Annotated in this window: 15 protein-coding genes and 1 tRNA gene; 10 read left to right on the top strand and 6 right to left on the bottom strand. The window is 72.0% G+C overall.

The window, feature by feature from the left end; all coding sequences use genetic code 11:
- The first annotated feature begins 415 nt into the window (after positions 1-415).
- Positions 416-1,216, top strand: a complete 801-nt coding sequence (locus tag E3O41_RS04695; protein WP_240482487.1) for an endonuclease domain-containing protein — start codon at positions 416-418, stop codon at positions 1,214-1,216.
- 769 nt (positions 1,217-1,985) lie between these two features.
- Here the strand turns inward: E3O41_RS04695 and E3O41_RS04690 are convergent.
- The 3 genes from E3O41_RS04690 to E3O41_RS04680 form a co-directional block, all read right to left on the bottom strand.
- Positions 1,986-3,017: a ribose-phosphate diphosphokinase gene (locus E3O41_RS04690; protein WP_067028126.1), complete on the bottom strand. Its 1,032-nt coding sequence runs from the start codon at positions 3,015-3,017 to the stop codon at positions 1,986-1,988.
- Positions 2,995-4,452 carry a bifunctional UDP-N-acetylglucosamine diphosphorylase/glucosamine-1-phosphate N-acetyltransferase GlmU gene (gene glmU / locus E3O41_RS04685; RefSeq protein ID WP_067028127.1) on the bottom strand — a complete coding sequence of 486 codons (1,458 nt, stop codon included), beginning with the start codon at positions 4,450-4,452 and terminating at the stop codon, positions 2,995-2,997. The genes E3O41_RS04690 and glmU overlap by 23 nt, the downstream gene beginning before the upstream one ends.
- Position 4,453: 1 nt before the next feature.
- Positions 4,454-4,525 (bottom strand) — tRNA-Gln (locus tag E3O41_RS04680).
- A 63-nt stretch (positions 4,526-4,588) separates the two neighbouring features.
- On the opposite strand from E3O41_RS04680, the gene E3O41_RS04675 reads away from it, so the two are divergent.
- The 5 genes from E3O41_RS04675 (at position 4,589) to E3O41_RS04655 (ending at position 10,324) form a co-directional block, all read left to right on the top strand.
- Positions 4,589-5,089 carry a MarR family winged helix-turn-helix transcriptional regulator gene (locus E3O41_RS04675; protein ID WP_067028129.1) on the top strand — a complete coding sequence of 167 codons (501 nt, stop codon included), beginning with the start codon at positions 4,589-4,591 and terminating at the stop codon, positions 5,087-5,089.
- 272 nt (positions 5,090-5,361) lie between these two features.
- Complete coding sequence (locus tag E3O41_RS04670; RefSeq protein ID WP_135012094.1) at positions 5,362-6,360, top strand: hypothetical protein; 999 nt, start codon at positions 5,362-5,364, stop codon at positions 6,358-6,360.
- A protein-coding gene (locus E3O41_RS04665) for an IS5 family transposase (protein ID WP_416375843.1) occupies positions 6,357-7,287 on the top strand; the annotation gives its coding sequence in 2 pieces (ribosomal slippage) (positions 6,357-6,731 and positions 6,733-7,287; 930 coding nt in all). The genes E3O41_RS04670 and E3O41_RS04665 overlap by 4 nt, the downstream gene beginning before the upstream one ends.
- Before the next feature lie 122 nt (positions 7,288-7,409).
- Positions 7,410-8,393, top strand: a complete 984-nt coding sequence (locus E3O41_RS04660) for a hypothetical protein (RefSeq protein ID WP_135012092.1) — start codon at positions 7,410-7,412, stop codon at positions 8,391-8,393.
- Positions 8,394-8,518: 125 nt separating this feature from the next.
- Entirely contained in the window at positions 8,519-10,324 is a 1,806-nt protein-coding gene (locus tag E3O41_RS04655) for an ABC-F family ATP-binding cassette domain-containing protein (protein ID WP_135012090.1), read from the top strand.
- A 12-nt stretch (positions 10,325-10,336) separates the two neighbouring features.
- Here the strand turns inward: E3O41_RS04655 and aztA are convergent, their stop codons facing one another.
- Positions 10,337-10,951, bottom strand: coding sequence for a zinc ABC transporter ATP-binding protein AztA (gene aztA, locus E3O41_RS04650; protein ID WP_067025977.1), 615 nt, complete (start codon positions 10,949-10,951; stop codon positions 10,337-10,339).
- 52 nt (positions 10,952-11,003) lie between these two features.
- On the opposite strand from aztA, the gene aztB reads away from it, so the two are divergent.
- From aztB to aztD, 4 genes are read left to right on the top strand one after another with little or no spacing between them, the layout of a single operon-like run.
- Positions 11,004-11,876 (top strand): zinc ABC transporter permease AztB, encoded by an 873-nt coding sequence (gene aztB, locus E3O41_RS04645; RefSeq protein WP_067025976.1) that lies wholly within the window; start codon positions 11,004-11,006, stop codon positions 11,874-11,876.
- On the top strand, positions 11,873-13,051 hold the full coding sequence (locus E3O41_RS04640) for a hypothetical protein (RefSeq protein ID WP_067025975.1): 1,179 nt from the start codon (positions 11,873-11,875) through the stop codon (positions 13,049-13,051). Before aztB ends, E3O41_RS04640 begins: the two co-directional genes overlap by 4 nt.
- Positions 13,048-13,953: a zinc ABC transporter substrate-binding protein AztC gene (gene aztC, locus E3O41_RS04635; RefSeq protein WP_067025973.1), complete on the top strand. Its 906-nt coding sequence runs from the start codon at positions 13,048-13,050 to the stop codon at positions 13,951-13,953. The genes E3O41_RS04640 and aztC overlap by 4 nt, the downstream gene beginning before the upstream one ends.
- Before the next feature lie 22 nt (positions 13,954-13,975).
- Entirely contained in the window at positions 13,976-15,196 is a 1,221-nt protein-coding gene (gene aztD / locus E3O41_RS04630) for a zinc metallochaperone AztD (protein WP_067025967.1), read from the top strand.
- A 77-nt stretch (positions 15,197-15,273) separates the two neighbouring features.
- Here the strand turns inward: aztD and E3O41_RS04625 are convergent, their stop codons facing one another.
- Complete coding sequence (locus tag E3O41_RS04625) at positions 15,274-16,989, bottom strand: ABC transporter ATP-binding protein (RefSeq protein WP_067025965.1); 1,716 nt, start codon at positions 16,987-16,989, stop codon at positions 15,274-15,276.
- Entirely contained in the window at positions 16,986-19,076 is a 2,091-nt protein-coding gene (locus E3O41_RS04620) for an ATP-binding cassette domain-containing protein (RefSeq protein WP_135012088.1), read from the bottom strand. The genes E3O41_RS04625 and E3O41_RS04620 overlap by 4 nt, the downstream gene beginning before the upstream one ends.
- Between the last annotated feature and the right edge of the window lie 12 nt (positions 19,077-19,088).

The following is a 19,088-nucleotide window of genomic DNA, read 5'->3' as shown; positions in this document are numbered from 1 at the left end:
GAAGGGGATTCGCACTCGGGCGGCTGATTCCGCGCACATTCGGCCGCCGGAACGCGAAACGCCTTCCGACGGCAGGAATCCTCCGCCCCGGCGCGGGTCTGCGTCCACCCGGGGTGCCACCTCACGTGGCCGCTCGCACGCAAGGAGCTCCCGCGCGCACGGAAGCGGATTCGCACTCGGGCGGCGGCATTCCCGCGAATTCGGCCGACCGGATGCCGATCGCCTCCGAGCAGCGCAGATCCTCCGCCCGGGTGATGTCGTGTCGCGGCACGCCTCGTCCCCTGTCGCCCGTCCACAGGCCACCGGCGACGGACATCCATCCACATCCACCGGGGTTCCGCCCCGCACGGGCGGACCGCTTCGGCAAGGTGGCTGCATGAGGGACATCAGCTCGGAGGTCCGAGAGCTCGGCGACGTGACGCCGACGTCGGCGCTGATTCGCCGCGGTTTCAGCCGGTATGACATCGACGGCGCCGTGCGCCTCGGTGTTCTGCAGCGGCCCCGCCGCGGCTGGGTGGCAACGCCGCGCGCGGATCCGATGCTCGTCACCGCGGCGCGTGCCGGCGTCGTCGTCACCTGCGTCACGCAGGCCGCGCGGCTCGGTCTGTGGGTTCCGCACGCTCCCGTGCACCACGTCGCGGCGCGACCGAACGCGCGCGTACCGCCGATCGAGGCGGAGCGCGCGATCGTCCATTGGTCAAAGCCCGTGGTTCCGAGGCAGCCCCACGCGCTCATTGACCCCGTCGAGAACGTGCTCGCACTCGTGGCGAACTGCCTGCCCCGCGAGCACGCGCTCGCGATCTGGGAGTCGGCGGCACGGAAGAAGGTGATCCATCTCGAGGCGATGCGTCGGCTCCGGCTCGGTCCCCGTGCCCGCGAGATCGCGGCGTCCGCGAGCACGTTGTCGGATTCCGGAGGCGAGACGATCGTCGTCGACCGTCTGCGGTGGCTCAAGGAGCGGATCCTCCAGCAGGTCGTGCTGCTGGACCGCCCCGTCGACATCCTGATCGGCGACAGGCTCGTGATTCAGATCGATGGCGGCCACCACGTCGGAGCCCAGCGCGAGGCCGACATCGCGCACGACGCGCGCCTCAAGCTCATGGGCTATCACGTGATCCGCATCGGCATCCGGCAGATCGAGGATGACTGGCCGGCGGTGCAGGATCGCATCGTCCGCGCAATCGCGCAGGGCCTCCACCGAGCGCCGCGCGCGTGAACCCACGGCGCCGGGCGCTCACGGTCGGATGCGCGACCGCACGCGGACGGACATCCGCACCCCGACCGACGAAAGCCGGCGCATCCGCCCGTCGCCGCGCGGATCGCAGCCCGCGTGCGGCACCTGGCCGACGGAACCGGTGAACCCCGCGCGAGGCCGCATTGCGCAGGTCCCTGCACGCACAGCAGCGGACATTCGGGCACGGGCGGACGGAAACCCGCCCATCCCACCGCCGTGGCGTGGATCTCCGCTCAAGCGCGCGAAAGGGCCGACGGACGGCGCCGCGGAGAGGCGGCGCGCAAGACCGGCGCCCGCAGGTGCCGCACGAGGAGGACCGGACACCCGCAGCCGAGCGGGCGAGACCGCGCACTCGCAAGGATCGCGCACGCACAACAGCGGACATCCGCGCACGGGCGGACGGAAACCCGCCCATCCCACCGCCGAGGCGCGGATCTCCGCTCAAGCGCGCGAAACGGCCGACGGACGGCGCCGCGGAGAGGCGGCGCGCAAGACCGGCGCCCGCAGGTGCCGCACGAGGAAGGAGCGGACACCCGCAGCCGAGCGGGCGAGACCACGCACTCGCAAGGATCGCGCACACACAACAGCGGACATCCGCGCACGTGCGGACGGAAACCCGCCCATTCCACCGTCCGAACGCGGATCTCCGCTCAAGCGCGCGAAACGGCCGACGGACGGCCTACGCGCCGCACCCGCCGCACCCGCGCAGCCAGGGCACACGGCGCAACGTCCCGGTCCGCCCCGGCCTGAGTCAGGCGGCGCCGTCGAACATGCTCGTCACGGAGCCGTCGTCGAAGACCTCGCGGATCGCGCGGGCGAGCAGCGGGGCGCTCGAGAGCACCGTGAGCTTGTCGAAGCGGCGCTCCGGCGGCACCGGCACCGTGTCGGTCACGACCACGCGGTCGATCGCATCGTCCTGCAGCCGCTCCGAGGCCGGGTCGCTGAAGATGGCGTGCGTCGCGCCCACGATCACCTTGCGCGCGCCGCTGGCCTTGAGGGCCTGCGCGGCCTTGACGATGGTGCCGGCGGTGTCGATCATGTCGTCCACCAGCAGGCAGGTGCGGCCGGAGACCTCGCCGACGATCTCGTGCACGGTCACCTGGTTGGCGACCTTCGGGTCGCGGCGCTTGTGGATGATCGCGAGGGGCGCGTTGAGCGAGTCCGACCACTGGTCGGCCACGCGCACGCGGCCCATGTCGGGCGAGACGACCGTGAGGGTCTCGCGGTCGTCGGCGTCGAGCGTCTCGATGAAGTGGTTCAGCAGCACCGGCTTGGCGAAGAGGTGATCGACGGGGCCGTCGAAGAAGCCCTGGATCTGCGAGGCGTGCAGGTCGACGCTCATGATGCGGTCGGCGCCGGCGGTGGCGATGAGGTCGGTGATGAGGCGGGCCGAGATCGGCTCGCGGCCGCGACCCTTCTTGTCCTGGCGCGAGTACGGGTAGTACGGCACGACGACGGTCACGCGCTTGGCCGAGGCGCGCTTGAGCGCGTCGAGCATGATGAGCATCTCCATGAGATCCTCGTTCACGTTCTGGCCGAACGACTGGATCAGGAAGACGTCGGTGCCGCGCATCGAGACCTCGAAGCGCGTGTAGATCTCGCCCGATGCGAAGGTGCGGTGCTCGGTCGGCGCCACCTCGATGCCGAGGTGGCCGGCGACCGCCTGGGCCAGCTCGGGGTGCGCGCGCCCGGTGACGACGACCAGGCGCTTCTTCGTCTTGGCGACGACTCCCGGAGCGATCCCGCGATCGCGGTCGAGTTCAACCTTCTTCTTCTGCGCCACGGGCTGCCTCTTCTGTTTCGCGTGCCTCGCGGGCGGCATCGGCCGCTGCGGTACCCGCTCGATTCGTCTCGACCCACCCCGCGACGTTGCGCTGGGGTGCCACGCTGAGGGCGAGTGCACCGGCCGGGACATCCTTGCGGATGACCGCTCCTGCACCCGTCTTCGCGCCGGCTCCCAGTCTAACGGGCGCCACCAGATCGTTATGCGTGCCGGTGTGCACGTGGTCCTCGATGACCGTGCGGTGCTTGTTCACATCGTCGTAGTTCGCGGTGATCGTGCTCGCGCCCAGATTCACGTGCTTGCCGATCGTCGCATCGCCCACGTAGGACAGGTGCGGCACCTTGCTGCCGTCGCCGATCTGCGAGTTCTTGCTCTCGACGAAGGTGCCGATCTTGCCGCCCTCGCCGAGCGTGGTGCCGGCGCGCACGTAGGCGAACGGGCCCACCGTGCTGCGGGGGCCGAACACCGCGAGGGTGGCGTCGGAGCGGCGGATCACGGCGTCCTCCCCCACCTCGCAGTCGGTCAGCGACGTGTCGGGACCGATCGTCGCGCCCTCGGCCACGATCGTCGCGCCGACGAGGTGCGTGTTGGGCAGGATCGTCACGTCGGGCGCCAGCGTGACGGTGTCGTCGATCCACGTCGTGGCGGGATCCTGGATCGTCACGCCCTCGAGCTGCCAACGCCGCACGATGCGGTCGTTGAGGATCCGGGCCGCCTCGGACAGCTGCGCGCGGTCGTTCACGCCCAGTGCCACGCGCGCGTCGGCCGCGACGCTGGCCGCGACGGCGCGCCCGGCCTCGCGCAGCAGGCGGACGACGTCGGTGAGGTACAGCTCGGACTGGGCGTTGTCGGCCGCCAGCCGCGGCAGCGTCTCGCGCAGGCCCGCGGCGCGGAAGACGTAGACGCCGGCGTTGATCTCGTTGATCGCCCGCTCCTCGTCGGAGGCGTCGCGGTGCTCGACGATCCGCTCCACGCCGCCGTCGGCGCCGCGCACGATGCGGCCGTACCCGGTGGCATCGTCGAGCGTGGCGCTGAGCACCGTCGCCTCCGCGCGGGCGGCGCGGTGCTCGGCGATCAGCGCCGAGAGCGCGTCGGCGTCGAGCAGCGGCACATCGCCCGAGAGCACGAGCACGTCGCCGTCGAAGTCGCCCGGCAGCGCGTCGACGGCCAGCTGCACCGCGCGACCCGTGCCGGGCAGCTCGTCCTGATCGACGATCGTGACGCCCGGGAAGCCCGAGACCGTCTCGACCACGCGGTCGCGCTCGTGGCGCACCACGACCTCGATCACCTGGGCCCCCAGCGCCTCGGCTGTGTGCAGCACGTGCCCGACGAGCGGGCGCCCGCCGATCCGATGCAGCACCTTGGGCGTCTTCGACTTCATGCGCGTCCCGGCGCCCGCGGCGAGGACGACGATCGCGAGATTCTCGTGCATCATGCTCCGCCACCAGGATTCGAACCTGGTCCTCACAGCTCCAAAGGCTGTCGTGCTGCCGTTACACCATGGCGGACCGCGACCGCGCGGGAGCCCGGGGCCGCTGAGCATTCATCCTCTCACGCGCGATAATGGACGGATGGGTGCCACTGACGAGGTCGACCGGATCGTCGACGCGTGGCGCGCCCAGCGCAGCGATCTGGATTTCTCGCCCATGGAAGTGCTCTCGCGCGTCGATCGCCTCTCGCGCCACCTGGACCGCGCGCGGCGCGACGCGTTCGACCGCACCGACATCGAGCCGTGGGAGTGGGACGTGCTCTCGGCGCTGCGCCGAGCGGGCGAGCCGTATCAGCTGAGCCCCAAGCAGCTGCTCCAGCAGACGCTGGTCTCCAGCGGCACCATGACGAACCGGATCGACAAGCTCGTCCAGCGCGGGCTCGTCCACCGCGAGGCCGATCCCGAGGACGGCCGCAGCGTGCTCGTCACGCTCGCGGAGGAGGGGCGGATCCGCGTCGACGCCGCGATCACGCGCCTCATGGACGCGGAGGCCGAGCTGCTGCGCGAGCTCTCCCCCGCCGAGCGCACGCGCCTGGCGGCCCTGCTGCGACACCTTGCCCTGAGCTTCGAGACCGAGGCCTGAATCCGCGATCCGTCGGCCCTGCCGGGTTACGGCGGCCGTCCCAGCCGCGCTCTCCTCGATCCTCCATCGACCGAGCAATCGCCGCGCTCCGATCGAATCGCACCAGAGCAACGTGGCGCAAGGAGGTTCGTCGAACATGAGCTCGTCGTGCGCACATTCCCGAGAGATCCCGTTGGGCAGGAATCTGCGAGTTCGTGACTTCGTCTGATTGATCCACGTACATCCGAGGCGCCGCGCCCCGTATATGTCACCGAACCTGGCAAGCTAAGCGGGTGATCGAAATTGCCTTCGCCGAACTCGTCGGCGCTCTGCAGGGGTCAGGCTTCCCCGGCAACGGAACGGATGCGTTCTCCATCCCAGCGGACCCGGGGTTCTTCGTAGACCCCATACTGGTCGCAAAGGAAGGCATGAACGATCTCGAGGCGGAGGTCATACTCGTCTCGGCTCGCGGCGCAGCAGGCAAGTCTCGGACTGCCACTGAACTCGCTTCGCGGCTGGAGGCGCCGCTCTGGCGACTCGAGAAGGACGCTGCGGTTGGCAAGGCTGCCTTGCCCCTTGCGCTGAGCTCCTATTGCGGAACCGTCGACGCGATAGGTGAGCTTGGCTCGCGCCCACGAGCCACCGTCCTTATTGACTCGCTCGATGAGGCGAGAGCGCGCGTCTCGGCACAGTCTTGGGATGAGTTTATTGAGGCGATTTCCGAGGCGGGCGCCCGCGGCCTCACACTGATCCTGTTTGGACGCGACCGCACCCTCGAAGAGGTATGGCTCAAACTCGCCGATGACGGACGGACCATAGCGTGGCTGGAGGTGTCACACTTCCCGACGGCATCGCAGAAGAGATATATTGATGGCCGCGTGCAAGAGCGAGATAGGTCAGCGTCAGTCGATGGTCCGTATTACACGCACGCCCGCGACGCTCTACTCGCCGCACTCGCGGGATCTGTCGATGACGGCACGGCGGAAACATTCGTCGGGTACGCGCCGGTCCTTGACGCTGTCGCCACTGTCTTGCTGGACGAGCAAAATCACTACAAACTTGCTCAGGAATTCGCCTCGAGCACGAGCGGATCCCGACACATCGAGGTCCTTCGTGGCATCCTGCACGGGCTACTGGAGCGTGACCAGAGCAAGCTTGCGCAACTCGCGGCTGACTTGGGCCTTGCGGCCGACGCCGTTTACACCCCCAAGGAACAGGTCGAGTGGCTATGGCACGACCTAGGGCGTGTCTCCCATATGGAGAGTGAGGCTCGCGGCAGTCTGGTCGGGTGAGGTCGACGGGTTCGCGGTATCGGGTATTCACGGATGAGCAGTGGGAGCGGATCGAGCCGTTGCTGCCGTCGAACGAGGGGCGTCGCGGTCACCCGTTCGGCGACAACCGTCGGGTCGTGGAGGGCATCGCGTACCGGTTTCGCACGGGGATCCCGTGGCGTGATCTGCCTCGCGATGAGTTCGGGCCGTGGCAGACGGTGTGGAAGCGGCACCGCCGTTATGCGGGGGACGGCACCTGGGACCGTGTGCTGACGCGGATTCTCGCGGAGGCGGACGCGGCGGGGAAGATCGACTGGGCGGTGTCGGTGGACGCGACGATCGCGCGTGCGCATCAGCACGCGACGAACACCACCCGCCCGGAGCAGGACACAGGGGGCGGGATCGAATCACAAGAATCTGCCCTGGCACGAGATTGAGCCGCCCGGTCACGGCATCGGCCGCTCCCGCGGCGGGCTGACGACGAAGATCCATCAGGCCGTCGACGGGCACGGCCGACCGTTGGCGATGATCGTCACCGGCGGGCAGCGTAACGACGGCGCCATGCTCGCCGAGGTGCTCGCTCAGATCCACGTCCCCCGGCACGGGAGAGGCAGGCCGCGCACCCGGCCCGAGGCGGTGATCGCGGACCGCGCCTACGCGACCGGCGTGATCCGCACCGAACTGCGCCGCCGCGGGATCAAGGCCGTCATCCCCGACAAGCGCGACCAGGCCGCCGCCCGGAAACGGCGCGGCAGCAAGGGTGGCAGGCCACCCGGGCTCGACGCCGCCGCCTACAAGGGCCGCAACGTCGTCGAGCGGTTCTTCGCCCTCGCCAAGCAGTGGCGCGGCATCGCGACGCGCTACGACAAGCTCGCGATCACCTACCGTGCCGGCGTCACCCTCTGCGCGATCCTCACCTGGCAACGCCTATTGGGAGACACGCCCTAGCAGGAACCCCCGAGCCCTCGCTGGCTGCAATTGCCGATCCCGCCACGAGGCTCGAGTACCGAAAGCAACTCCGGACCTTCCTCGATCAGCACCCATTTCGGTCGGAGGAGAACTGGGCGAGCGTGGTTTTTGCGGCTTTCGCCGCCGCCGATCACCTAGATAAGGGACTCCCGTCAGGCACCCTGCTGGAGGTGGGCAACAGTTCAGGTCTGCTCTTCGACCTCGTGTCGGCTGTGGCTGGCGGAGCGAATATTCTCGTCGACGAGACTCAGTTCGCCGCGCTCCACTCCTCCATCCTTGCGGGCGAATCCGTCGGAAGTGCAGCAACAGTGACGGCATCTGACGGTGAAGAGCTTGAGCTCGTCGGACGAATGGAAGTTACGCGACCAAGTGGGCAACTTTCCCTCGACTTCACGCTCATTCCGACTGATCCTGACCATGTTTCGCTGATCGGCCCTCTCGAGTCGCTCACGATATCAACCTCGGGAGGCATACGCATTCCTTCGCTGGACAGCGGGAGGATGATCGGGCCAGACCTCTACATCAGGTGCGAGTCGCTTCGCATTGAGGGAAACGAAGCCCGATTCGCGAGAACGACCAGCGCGGGCGCGGATGAGACGGCCGACATTCGGTTCGAGGTCACCGGAACTGATCTCACACTGCCTGCGCTGGTCTCGGTAGCCCCAAGCACTGACGCCTTCGAGCTAGTCGTTGACGACAATGTCCCGCTGGTTTTTCCCTGGATCGACTATCGCGATTCACTCGAAGAAGAGGAGACCATCGATCCTCAGTCGCGAAGCATCCGTTTCCTCAGCAAACTTCAGAACCTGGCCCGCACTCACGGTCACGATGATGGGCGCGCAACGTTCTTCATGAAGTTGCAAGGTCGCCAGCCAGTCAAAGCCGAAAAGCTGCATGAGGTTCTGGCATTTCTCCAAGCTCAAGGCGTCGTGAGACTCCAGGGGGACTTGGTGTTCTTGACGCGCGACGCTGACAGGCATCGCTTCAGCGGGAAAGGGAGACCGGGCCAGCGGACCATTCAGGATGAGTGGACGTACTGGCAGCCGATCGTTGAGCGGTTGGAGACCATCCTTGCTGGCAGCTGACCGCAGCTTCATCGCTTCTTGCGATGTCTCGGTCGAACTCGCCACTAGGCGCGATGCGCGTGGGGGTGGTTCCGGTCCATCGGACGGGGCATTCCTCGTTTGCCACACCGCTTACGCTTGACCTGATGGCACACCTGCTGGGCGGCGAGAACCTCCGCATCGAGTTCCCCGCGAAGGTGATCCTCGACGGGGTGACCGTGGGGGTCGCCGACGGCGACCGCGTGGGCATCGTGGGGCGCAACGGCGACGGCAAGTCCACGCTCATGCGCATCCTCACCGGGCGCGCCGAGCCCGACGACGGCCGCGTGACCCGCCGGGGCGGCCTGCGGGTCGGCATGCTCGCGCAGACCGACGAGCTCACCGAGAGCGACACCGTGCGCCACGCGATCGTCGGCGACGCCCCCGAGCACGAGTGGCGCGGCGATGCGCGCATCCGCGACGTCCTCTCGGGCCTGACGGCGGATCTCGATCTCGAGGCCGGCGTGTCGACGCTCTCGGGCGGCCAGCGCCGCCGCGTGGCGCTGGCCCGGCTGCTCGTGCAGGACTGGGACGTCATCGCGCTCGACGAGCCGACCAACCACCTCGACGTGGAGGGCATCGCCTGGCTCGCCGAGCACCTGCGCACGCGCTGGGCGGCGAACACCGGCGCGCTGCTGCTCGTGACGCACGATCGCTGGTTCCTCGACGCGGTCTGCACGCGGATGTGGGAGGTGCACGACGGCATCGTCGACCCGTTCGAGGGCGGCTACGCGGCGTACGTGCTGCAGCGCGTCGAGCGCCAGCGGCAGGCCGCGGTGGCCGAGGAGAAGCGCCAGAACCTCATGCGCAAGGAGCTCGCGTGGCTGCGCCGCGGCGCGCCCGCCCGCACCTCGAAGCCCAAGTTCCGGATCGAGGCGGCCAACCAGCTCATCGAGGACGAGCCGCCCGTGCGCGACTCGGTGCAGCTCGCGCAGCTGGCCACGGCCCGCCTCGGCAAGGACGTCGTCGATCTGCTCGACGCGGGCGTGAGCTACGACGGGCGCGAGATCCTGCGCGACGTGGAGTGGCGCATCGCGCCGGGCGAGCGCACCGGCATCCTCGGCCCCAACGGCGCCGGCAAGTCCACGCTGCTGGGCCTGGTCGCCGGCACCGTGGAGCCCACGAGCGGCCGGGTCAAGCGCGGCAAGACCGTGCGGGTGGCATACCTCGACCAGCGGCTGGCGGAGCTCGACGCGGTGATGGACCGCCGCGTGCGCGAGATCCTCGCCGAGCAGCGCTCGACGTACGTCTCGGGCGGCAAGGAGCTCACCCCCGCGCAGCTGCTCGAGCGGCTGGGCTTCCGCTCGTCCGAGCTGTCGACGCCCGTGAAGGACCTCTCCGGCGGGCAGAAGCGCCGCCTCCAGCTGCTGCTCGTGCTGCTGAACGAGCCCAACGTGCTGATCCTCGACGAGCCGAGCAACGACCTCGACACCGACATGCTGGCCGCGATGGAGGATCTGCTCGACTCGTGGCCGGGCACGCTGCTGGTGGTCTCGCACGATCGCTACCTGCTCGAGCGCGTGACCGACCAGCAGTACGCCGTGCTCGACGGCCGGTTCCGCCACCTGCCCGGCGGCGTCGAGGAGTACCTGCGGCTGCGCGCCGCCCAGGCCGCGGCGCCGCGATCGGCTGCCGAGGGCGCCCGCGCCGTCGCCTCCGCACCCGCCGCCGCGGCCCCCGCGGGCCTCACCGGCGCCGAGCGCCGCGCGGCCGAGAAGGAGCTCGCCTCGATCGATCGCAAGCTGCAGACCCTGCAGCAGCGGATCGCCGCGATCCACGCCGACATGGCCGCGCACGACAGCTCCGACTTCGCCGGGCTCTCGGCCCTCAACGACGCGCTGCGCGCGCTCGAGGCCGAGACCGCCGAGCTGGAGGAGCGCTGGCTGGAGCTCGGCGAGCAGCTCGACGGCTGATCGCCGGGCGGCTCAGGCGACGAGCCGGCCGACCTCGAGGCGCACGACGGCGTCTGCGCGGGCGACGTCCTCCTCGTCGTGGGTGACCCAGCCGATGGCGCGGCCGCGGCGCGCCTCCGCGGCGAGGATCTCGCGCGTGCGCTCGCGGCTGTCGGCATCCAGGCCGGCGGCTGGCTCGTCCAGCAGCAGGATCTCCGCCTCGCGCGCGATGCCCTGCGCGATGAGCGCCCGCTGCCGCTGCCCTCCCGAGAGGGCGTGGATCGATCGCCTCCCCAGGGCGGCCAGGCCGACCCGCTCGAGCGCCTCGTCGGTGAGCGCCTCGGCGAGGCGGCGCGGGCGCCGGCGCCCCCACGTGCCCATCGCGACGGTCTCGCGCACGGTCAACGGCAGGGTCTCGGGGATGCGGACCCGCTGCACGATGAGGGCCACGTCGCCGCGGCGGTCGACTGTGCCGGCACGGGGCGCGCGCACGCCGGCGAGCACCTCGACGAGCGTGGACTTTCCGGATCCGTTGGCCCCGACGATCGCGGTGAGGCGGCCCGCGTCCAGCGCGACGTCGACCTCGTGGAGCACGTCGACGTCGTCGTAGGCGAAACAGATGCCGGTGGCGCAGAGAAGACAGGACACGCTCTCCACCCTATTTGATAACCGTTCTCATTTCCATGTAGGGTCTCGACTCGTGTCTCTGCTCCTGTCCCCCTTCGCCGCCGAGTTCATGGTGCGCGCCCTCCTGGGCGGCGTCCTCGTGGCGGGCGTGTGCGCGATCGTCGGCACGTGGGTCGTCACGCGCGGCATGGCGTTCCTCGGCGAGGCGATCGGACACGGCATGCTGCCGGGCGTCGCGATCGCCACGCTGCTCGGCCTGCCGCCGCTCGTGGGCGGCGCCGTCAGCGCGGCCGGCATGAGCGCCGCCATCGGCCTGCTGCAGCGCCGCGGCCGACTCTCGTACGACACGAGCATCGGGCTGCTGTTCGTGGGCATGCTCTCGCTCGGTGTCATCATCGTGTCGCACGCGCGCAGCTTCGCCACCGACGCCACCGTCATGCTCTTCGGCGACGTCCTCGCGATCGGCTGGGGCGACATCGCCCTGCTCGCGGCGGCGCTCGCGGCGACGACGGCCATCGCCGCGAGGTTCCACCGCGCGTTCGTCGCGGCCGCCTTCGACCCGCGCGTCGCCCAGACCCTCGGGCTGCGCCCGCAGCTCGCGCAGGTGCTGCTGACCGGGCTCGTGACCCTCGCGATCGTCACCTCGTATCAGGCGGTGGGCTCGCTGCTCGTGGTCGGCATGCTGCTGGCCCCGGCCGTCGCCGCCGGCCGCTGGACCCGGTCGATCCCCTCCACCATGGCGCTCGCGGCCGCCTTCGGCGTCGCCGCCGTCGTGTCGGGGCTGCTCGTGTCGTGGTACGCCGCCACCGCCGCCGGGCCGAGCATCGCCTTCGCCGCGATCGTGCTCGCCGGCCTCTCGGCGCTCGCCCGGGCGGGGATCTCCCGCGCGCGCGAGCGCACCGCCCCGCATTCCCCGTCCCCGATCAGCGAAAGCGTCGCCGCATGACCCGCACCGTCCCCGCCCTGTCCGCCCTCGCCGCGCTGGGGGTGATCCTCGCCGGCTGCACGGCCGCTCCCGCGGGCGCCCCACCGACGCCGGCGGGCTCGGAGCCCGCGGGCCACGGCGCCGTCGAGGGCGCCGCCGAGATGAGCGAGGCGCAGTCGCGCCTGCTCGCGATCGCCGGCGACGGGTCGGTGACGATGCTCGATCTCCTCACCGAGGAGACCCGGGCGGTCGGGACGATCGGCGCCCCCGCGGCGATCGCCAGCGACGGCCGCTACGCCTTCGTCACGACGGAGGACGGCGTCGACATCGTCGACGGCGGGGCCTGGACGTGGGACCACGGCGATCACTTCCACTACTACCGCGCGGATCCCGCGGTCGTCGGCTCGATCGCCGGCGAGGGCCCGGTCACGGTCACCACGCCGCCGCTGTCGACGGCGACGTCGACGGGGCTGTTCTTCGCCGGCTCGGGCGAGGCCGTCGTGCTCGACATGGAATCCCTCGGCGAGGGCGAGATCGTCGAGCGCTTCCGGGTCGACACCGGCGCCGCCGCCGGCATCGTCGCGCCCGCCGGCGAGTTCGCGATCGTCGCCACCGCCTCGGCGATCGTGTATGACGAGACCGGCGCGCGGGTCGACGAGTTCGCCTGCGCCGAGCCCTCGGGCTCGATCGTCACCCGCGTCGGCACGGTGATCGGCTGCGCCGACGGCGCCGTGCTCGTCACGGCCGACGGCGACGGCGTCGCGGCCGAGCGCATCGCCTACCCCGCGGGCGCCGAGCGCGCCACCGCGTTCGCCGGGCGCAAGAACCGGCCCACCGTGGCCGGGCTGACGGACGGCCCCGCGTTCTTGCTGCTCGACACCCGCGAGCGCGCCTGGACCGAGGTCGCCGTCGACGCGCCGCTGCGCGCGGTCGTCGCGGCCGACGACGCGGCGGAGAACGTCGTGGCGCTCGACGCCGACGGGCGGGTGCGCGTCTACGGCCCCGACGGCACCGAGCGCGGCCGCACCGATCCGCTGACGGCCTCCGCCGATGCGACCCTCACGGTCGACGCGCAGCGCGCGTACCTGGCGGCGCCCGACGCCGGCGTGGTCTACGAGATCGACTACGCCGACGGCGCGCGGGTGGCCCGCGAGCTCGCCCTGCCGCACGCCCTCGCGATCGAGGTCGGCCGATGAGCGCCCGCCCCGTCGCGCTGGTCGCGCTCGCGGCGCTGGCCGCGACGGCGCTCGCCGGGTGCGCGCCCGCCGGCGGCGCCGCGCCCGCGCGCATCGTCGTGACCACGAACATCCTCGGCGACGTCACCGCCGCGCTCGTCGGCGACGCCGGCGAGGTGACCACCCTGATGAAGCCGAATGCCGACCCGCACTCCTTCGAGATCTCGGCGCGCGAGGCCGCCTCGCTCGCCGAGGCCGATCTGCTCGTCTCGAACGGCCTCGGGCTCGAGGAGAACGTCGAGCAGCACCTCGAGACGGCGGCGACGGCGGGCGCGGCGCGCTTCGTCGCGGGCGAGCACATCGACGTCGTGGACTACGCCGAGGGCTCCGCCGATCCGCACTTCTGGACGGACCCCGCCCGCATGGTCGACGTCGTCGACGCCCTCGAGCGCGCGCTCGGCGAGATCGACGGGATCGACGCGAACGAGATCGCGGCCAACGCCGACGCGTACCGCGCGGAACTGGCGGTGCTGGACGACGAGATGACGGAGGCGTTCGCCGCGATTCCGGCCGAGAACCGCGCGCTCGTGACCAACCACCACGTCTTCGGCTACCTCGCCGAGCGGTTCGCCTTCACCGTCGTCGGCGCGGCCGTGCCCGGCGGCACCACCCTCGCCTCGCCCTCCGCGGCCGACCTCGAGGAGCTCGCCACGGCGATCGAGACGACGGGAGTGCCGACGATCTTCGCCGACTCCTCGCAGCCCGACCGCCTCATGCAGGTGCTGGCGAGCGAGGTGGGCATCGACGTCGACGTCGTCTCGCTGTTCACCGAGTCGCTCACCGAGCCCGACGGCGGCGCCCCGACCTACCTCGACATGATGCGCGCGAACACGCGGCTCATCGCCGACGGCCTGACCCCCTGACCATTCCCAGAAAGGAAACACCATGAGGAAGACATCCCTGCGAAAGCCCACGCTCGCCGTGGCCGGATCGGTGGCGGCACTCCTGCTGCTCGCCGGCTGCGGCACGGCGAGCGAGGCCGGCGGCGCGACGTCCGGGGAGCCCACCGGCGACGCGGCCGCGGCCGTCGAGCCCAGCGAGCGCCTCGCCGTGTCGGTCGACGGCTCCGTGCTCGTGCTCGACAGCGCGACGCTCGAGGTCGTCGAGGAGTTCTCCAGCGAGGCGTTCACGCGCCTGAACGCGGTCGGCGACGGGCGCAACGTGCTCGTGACCACCTCCACCGGGTTCCAGGTGCTCGACACGCAGGCGCCCGAGCTGACCGATCTCGAGTTCCCGGCCGAGGCGGCGGGCCACGTGGTGCGTCACGGCGGCAAGACGGTGCTGTACGCCGACGGCACGGGCGAGACGACGATCTTCGACACCGACGCGCTCGTCGAGCTCGCAGGCGCACAGCTGCCGGAGGTCACCACGCACCGGGCCGACGCCGCCCACCACGGCGTGTCGATCGTGCTCGAGGACGGCACGCTCGTGACGACCGTCGGCGACGCGACGAGCCGCTCGGGTGCCGTCGCGCTGGAGCCGCACGACGATCACTACGACGAGATCGCGATCTCGGACGAGTGCCCCGGCATCCACGGCGAGGGCACGGCGCAGGACGAGGCCGTCATCTTCGGCTGCGAGAACGGCGCGCTGCTGTACCAGGACGGCGCGTTCGAGAAGTTCACGGCGCCCGACGCGTACGGCCGCATGGGCAACGCCTACGTGAGCGAGACGAGCCCGATCGTCGTCGGCGACTACAAGCACGACCCCGACGCCGAGGGCTACCTGCTGCACGAGGTGGCGCTGATCGACACGGCCGCCCGCACCTACGAGGTCGTCGAGCTCGACGGCGTCGAGTACACGTGGCGCGGCGTCGTCCGCGGGCCGGAGGACCTGGCCTACATCCTCGGCACCGACGGCGCGATCCACGTGCTCGACCCGGCCAGCGGCGAGATCACGGCGGCGCACCCCGTCATCGACCCGTGGCAGGGCCCGTCCGACTGGCAGGAGCCGCACCCGGCGATGACCACCGACGGCGAGACGGCCTACATCGCCGATGTCGCCAACGATCGCGTGATCGCGGTCGACCTGGCCACCGGCGAGGTCGTCGCCGAGAGCGAGGCGCTGCCCGCCGCCCCGAACGAGATGGCGGTCAACCTGGGCTGAGATCGGCTCCGAACGCGGAAAACGGTCCGGTGGCACTGCGCCATCGGACCGTTTTCTGCATCTGGACGCGCGCGCCGCTAGGCCCGCGCCTCGAGCCGGGCGAACGGACCGGCCGCCGCGCGCAGGGAGCCGGCCGGGCCGGACTCGGCCACCCGGCCGGCGTCGAGCACGAGCACCGCGGCGTCGTCGGGGATCAGATCGGCGCGGTGCGTGATCTCGACGACCGTGAGGCCCGCGTGCCGATCGCGCAGGCGGCGGCGGACGAGGTCGGCGGTCGGGCCGTCGAGCTGGCTCAGGGCCTCGTCGAGCACGAGGATCTCGGGATCGGCGACGAGGGCCCGCGCCACGGCGAGGCGCTGCAGCTGGCCGCCCGAGATCGACGTGCCGCGGGCGCTGACCGGGGCGTGCAGGCCCTCCGGCAGACCGTCGATCCACGCGTCGAGGGCGACGTCGGCAAGCGCGGCCCGCAGCCGGTCCTCCCCCGCATCGGGCGAGGCCAGGCGCAGGTTCTCGGCGATCGTGCCCGACAGCAGCGTGGGCCGCTGCGACACGATCGCGACGCGGCGCCGCAGCTCGCCCAGCGGCAGGGCGCGGACGTCGACGCCGCCCAGGGTCACCGCGCCGGCCTGCGGGTCGCGGCCGCGCGGCAGCAGCGATCCGAGCGTGGACTTGCCGCTGCCGGAGACGCCCACGACGTAGCTCCAGGCGCCGGCCGCGAAGCGGGCCGAGACGCGATCGAGCGCGGCGACGCCGCCGTGGCGCACCGTCACGTCCCGCAGCTCCAGGGCGGCGTCCGCCGGCGAGGGCCCGGGCGCGGCCGGATCGGTCACCGCGGGCTCGCCGTCGATGATGCGGCGGATGCGCTCCGCGGCCGCGAAGGACGCGTCGAGGTTGGTGGCGAAGTCGTCGATGCCGCGCGTGGGCCCCCACAGCGCCACGGCCGTCGCGAGCGCCACGGCGAGCGTCGACGCCGGCGCCCCGGTGCCTGACCCCACCAGCGCCACGGCGATCAGCCCGAGCCCCTGCAGCAGCACGGTGGCGCCACCGCGCAGCGCCTGCACCCGACCCGCGGCCGACCGCGCCGCCGCGAGCGCGCGATCGGTGCGGTCCAGCCCCGCCAGGCGCTCCGGAGGGGCGCCGAGCGCGAGGACCTCGCGCACGCCCTGGATGTCGTCGCCGAGCCGCGCGGCCAGCGCGCCGCGCGCGTCGGCGACCCGGCGGGCGGCGCGCCACGTGGCCGATCCCGCCGCGAGCGGCACCACGAGCGAGGCGAGCACGAACGGCGCGGTCGCGAGCGCGAGCGGACCGCTGACCGTCGCGCCCAGCCACGCCAGCGCCGCGATCGGCACGACCACGGCCGACACCGCGGGCGGCAGGGTGTGCGCGAAGAACACCTCGACGCGATCGATGTCGCGCGTGGCGCGCGCGGTCAGCTCGGCACCGGCCCTGCCCTGCGTGGCGGCCGGCGCCTGCGGGATCAGTCGCGCGAACAGCAGCTCGCGCAGCCGCTGCAGCGCCGCGAACGCCACGCCGTGGCCGACGAAGTGCTCGAGGTAGCGCAGCAGCGCCTTCGCCAGCGCGATCCCGACGAGCCACAGCAGCAGCGGGCCGGTGGCGAGCTCGTCGCCCGCGGCGGCACGCACGACGGCGGTGGCCGCGAGCACGAGGAGCGCCACGCCCAGCAGCTGGTTCACGATGCGCGCGACGACGGCGGCGGCCAACGGCGGCAGCAGCCGACGCGTGTGGCCGACGAGCCAGCGGGCCAGATCGAGCCGGCCGGTGGGGGCGGTCATGCGTTCGCCTCCCCGTCGCGGGCACGGCGCAGCTCGGCGCCGAGGTCGATGACGCGGTCGGCCGCGAGGATCGCGCCGGGGCGGTGGGCGATCATCAGCACCGTGCGGCCGGCGGCCAGGCGGTCCAGCGCCTCCAGGATCGCCGCCTCGCCTGCCAGGTCGACCTGCGAGGTCGGCTCGTCGAGCAGCAGGATGGGCGCATCGCGCAGCGCCGCGCGGGCGATCGCGAGCCGCTGCGCCTGACCGCCCGAGAGCAGCGCGCCGTGCTCGCCGACCAGGGTGTCGAGCCCGTCGGGCATCCGCTCGACCTCCGCGCGCAGCCCGGCCACGGCGAGCGCGTGCCACAGCCGCTCGTCGGAGGCGGCGGGATCCGCCATGCGCAGGTTCTCGGCGATCGTGCCGAGGAACAGGAACGGGCGCTGCTCGACGACCGCGAGGCGGGAGCGGACGGCGTCGGCGTCGGCCCACGCCGTGTCGAGGCCGTCCACGCGCACCCTGCCGGCCGACGGCACGAGGTGGGCCTGCACGAGCGCGCTCACCGTCGACTTGCCGATGCCGCTGGGCCCCACGAGCGCGACCCGCTCCCCCGGCTCGATGCGCAGCGAGAGGTCGCGCAGCACGGGGGCGCCGCCGTACCCGGCCGTAACGCGATCGAGGACGATCGCGTGGTCTCGACTCGCTTCGCTCGCTCGACCCGTCTCCGCTCCGGGCGCTACGCGCCCTCCGGTCGACGAGCCCGTAACCCTTGCGGCCCGATCCGTCGACGCGCCGTGCGCGTGGTCTCGACTCGCTTCGCTCGCTCGACCCGTCTCCGCTCCGGGCGCTGCGCGCCCTCCGGTCGACGAGCCCGTAACCCTTGCGGCCCGATCCGTCGACGCGCCGTGCGCGTGGTCTCGACTCGCTTCGCTCGCTCGACCCGTCTCCGCTCCGGGCGCTGCGCGCCCTCCGGTCGACGAGCCCGACGCGCCGTGCGCCGCACGGCTCGTCGACCGAGCGAAGCGAGCGGAGACGGCTTGAGCGGAGGTCGCGGAGCGACCGGAGTCGAAAGCGCCCTCCCCGTGGTCACGACTCGAGGCCCCCAGGTGGGTGGCGATCTGCTGCTGGGCCGCGCGGCCGCCGATGCCGATGTAGAAGAACTGGCCGATCACGTCGACGGGGCCGATCACGAGCACCGTCATGAGGACGATCGCGACCGCAGCGCCGGCGGAGATCGATCCGTCCGCGGCGCGCAGCGAGGCGATCACCGTGGCCGCGACCACCACCGTGAGCGAGAAGGCGGCGTCGACGACGAAGATGAGCAGCTGGTTGGCGGCGAGCATCCGCATGAGACCGCGGCGGTGCTCCTCGCCGCGGCGGGCCAGGTCGCGCGCGACGCGCTCGGCCGCGCGCGCGTACACGAGGGTGTCGAGCGCCTGGATCGCCTCGAGGAAGCCGGCCGTGAGCCGCGCCTGCGTGCGGCGGTACGCGCCGCCGATCGGGCGCACGAGGCGCCGGAAGCCGCCGATCAGCACGGGCACGAGCACGATGAGCAGCGCGAGCCAGCCGGCCGTGACGGCGTCGGCCGTGAGCGCCATCACCCCCAGCACGACGAGCGGCGTCGTCAGGGCGCCGAGGATCGGGCCGAGGAACCCGCCGCGATAGTGGGCGGTGCGCTCGACCGCGTCGGTCGCGATGGAGAGCAGCGTGCCCGACCGCCCCGCGGTGCGCGCCACGCCCAGCTGGAACACGCGGCCGACCACGGCCTGCCGCAGCCGCCGCTCCGCCTCGGCGCCGACCCGCTGCGACAGCCACGGACCGATGCCCGCGCACGCGGCCGCGATCGCGGCGAGCAGCACCGCGGGCCCCGCGCCCGGCCGTTCGCCGTCGATCATGGCCCCCAGCCACGCGAACAGCAGCGCCGTCGCGATCGACCCGATCCACGCGATCGCGGCCGAGGCCCACATCGCCCCCGCGGGCGCGGCGTCGCGCACCGCGGGCGGGAGCGGCAGCGCGGGTCCGGCGTGCAGGTGCCCGGAAGCGGACGGTCGCGCCGACGGTGCGGCGGAGGCGGCGCCGGGGCGCCCGCTCCTCGCCGATCCCTCTGTCATGTCCCCTCGATC

This window comes from Microbacterium sediminis, assembly GCF_004564075.1.
In the GTDB taxonomy this organism is placed as follows: domain Bacteria; phylum Actinomycetota; class Actinomycetes; order Actinomycetales; family Microbacteriaceae; genus Microbacterium; species Microbacterium sediminis.
The sequence above is the reverse complement of the archived record's forward strand: the minus strand, read 5'-3'. Positions and strand labels throughout refer to the sequence as shown.

Excerpts from the sequence above, each read along its gene's own strand:
- E3O41_RS04625 (WP_067025965.1), bottom strand. The coding sequence starts at position 16,989 with ATGACCGCCCCCACCGGCCGGCTCGATCTGGCCCGCTGGCTCGTCGGC.
- aztC (WP_067025973.1), top strand. The coding sequence starts at position 13,048 with ATGAGCGCCCGCCCCGTCGCGCTGGTCGCGCTCGCGGCGCTGGCCGCG.
- E3O41_RS04620 (WP_135012088.1), bottom strand. The coding sequence starts at position 19,076 with ATGACAGAGGGATCGGCGAGGAGCGGGCGCCCCGGCGCCGCCTCCGCC.
- E3O41_RS04675 (WP_067028129.1), top strand. The coding sequence starts at position 4,589 with ATGGGTGCCACTGACGAGGTCGACCGGATCGTCGACGCGTGGCGCGCC.
- glmU (WP_067028127.1), bottom strand. The coding sequence starts at position 4,452 with ATGATGCACGAGAATCTCGCGATCGTCGTCCTCGCCGCGGGCGCCGGG.
- E3O41_RS04655 (WP_135012090.1), top strand. The coding sequence starts at position 8,519 with ATGGCACACCTGCTGGGCGGCGAGAACCTCCGCATCGAGTTCCCCGCG.
- E3O41_RS04640 (WP_067025975.1), top strand. The coding sequence starts at position 11,873 with ATGACCCGCACCGTCCCCGCCCTGTCCGCCCTCGCCGCGCTGGGGGTG.
- aztD (WP_067025967.1), top strand. The coding sequence starts at position 13,976 with ATGAGGAAGACATCCCTGCGAAAGCCCACGCTCGCCGTGGCCGGATCG.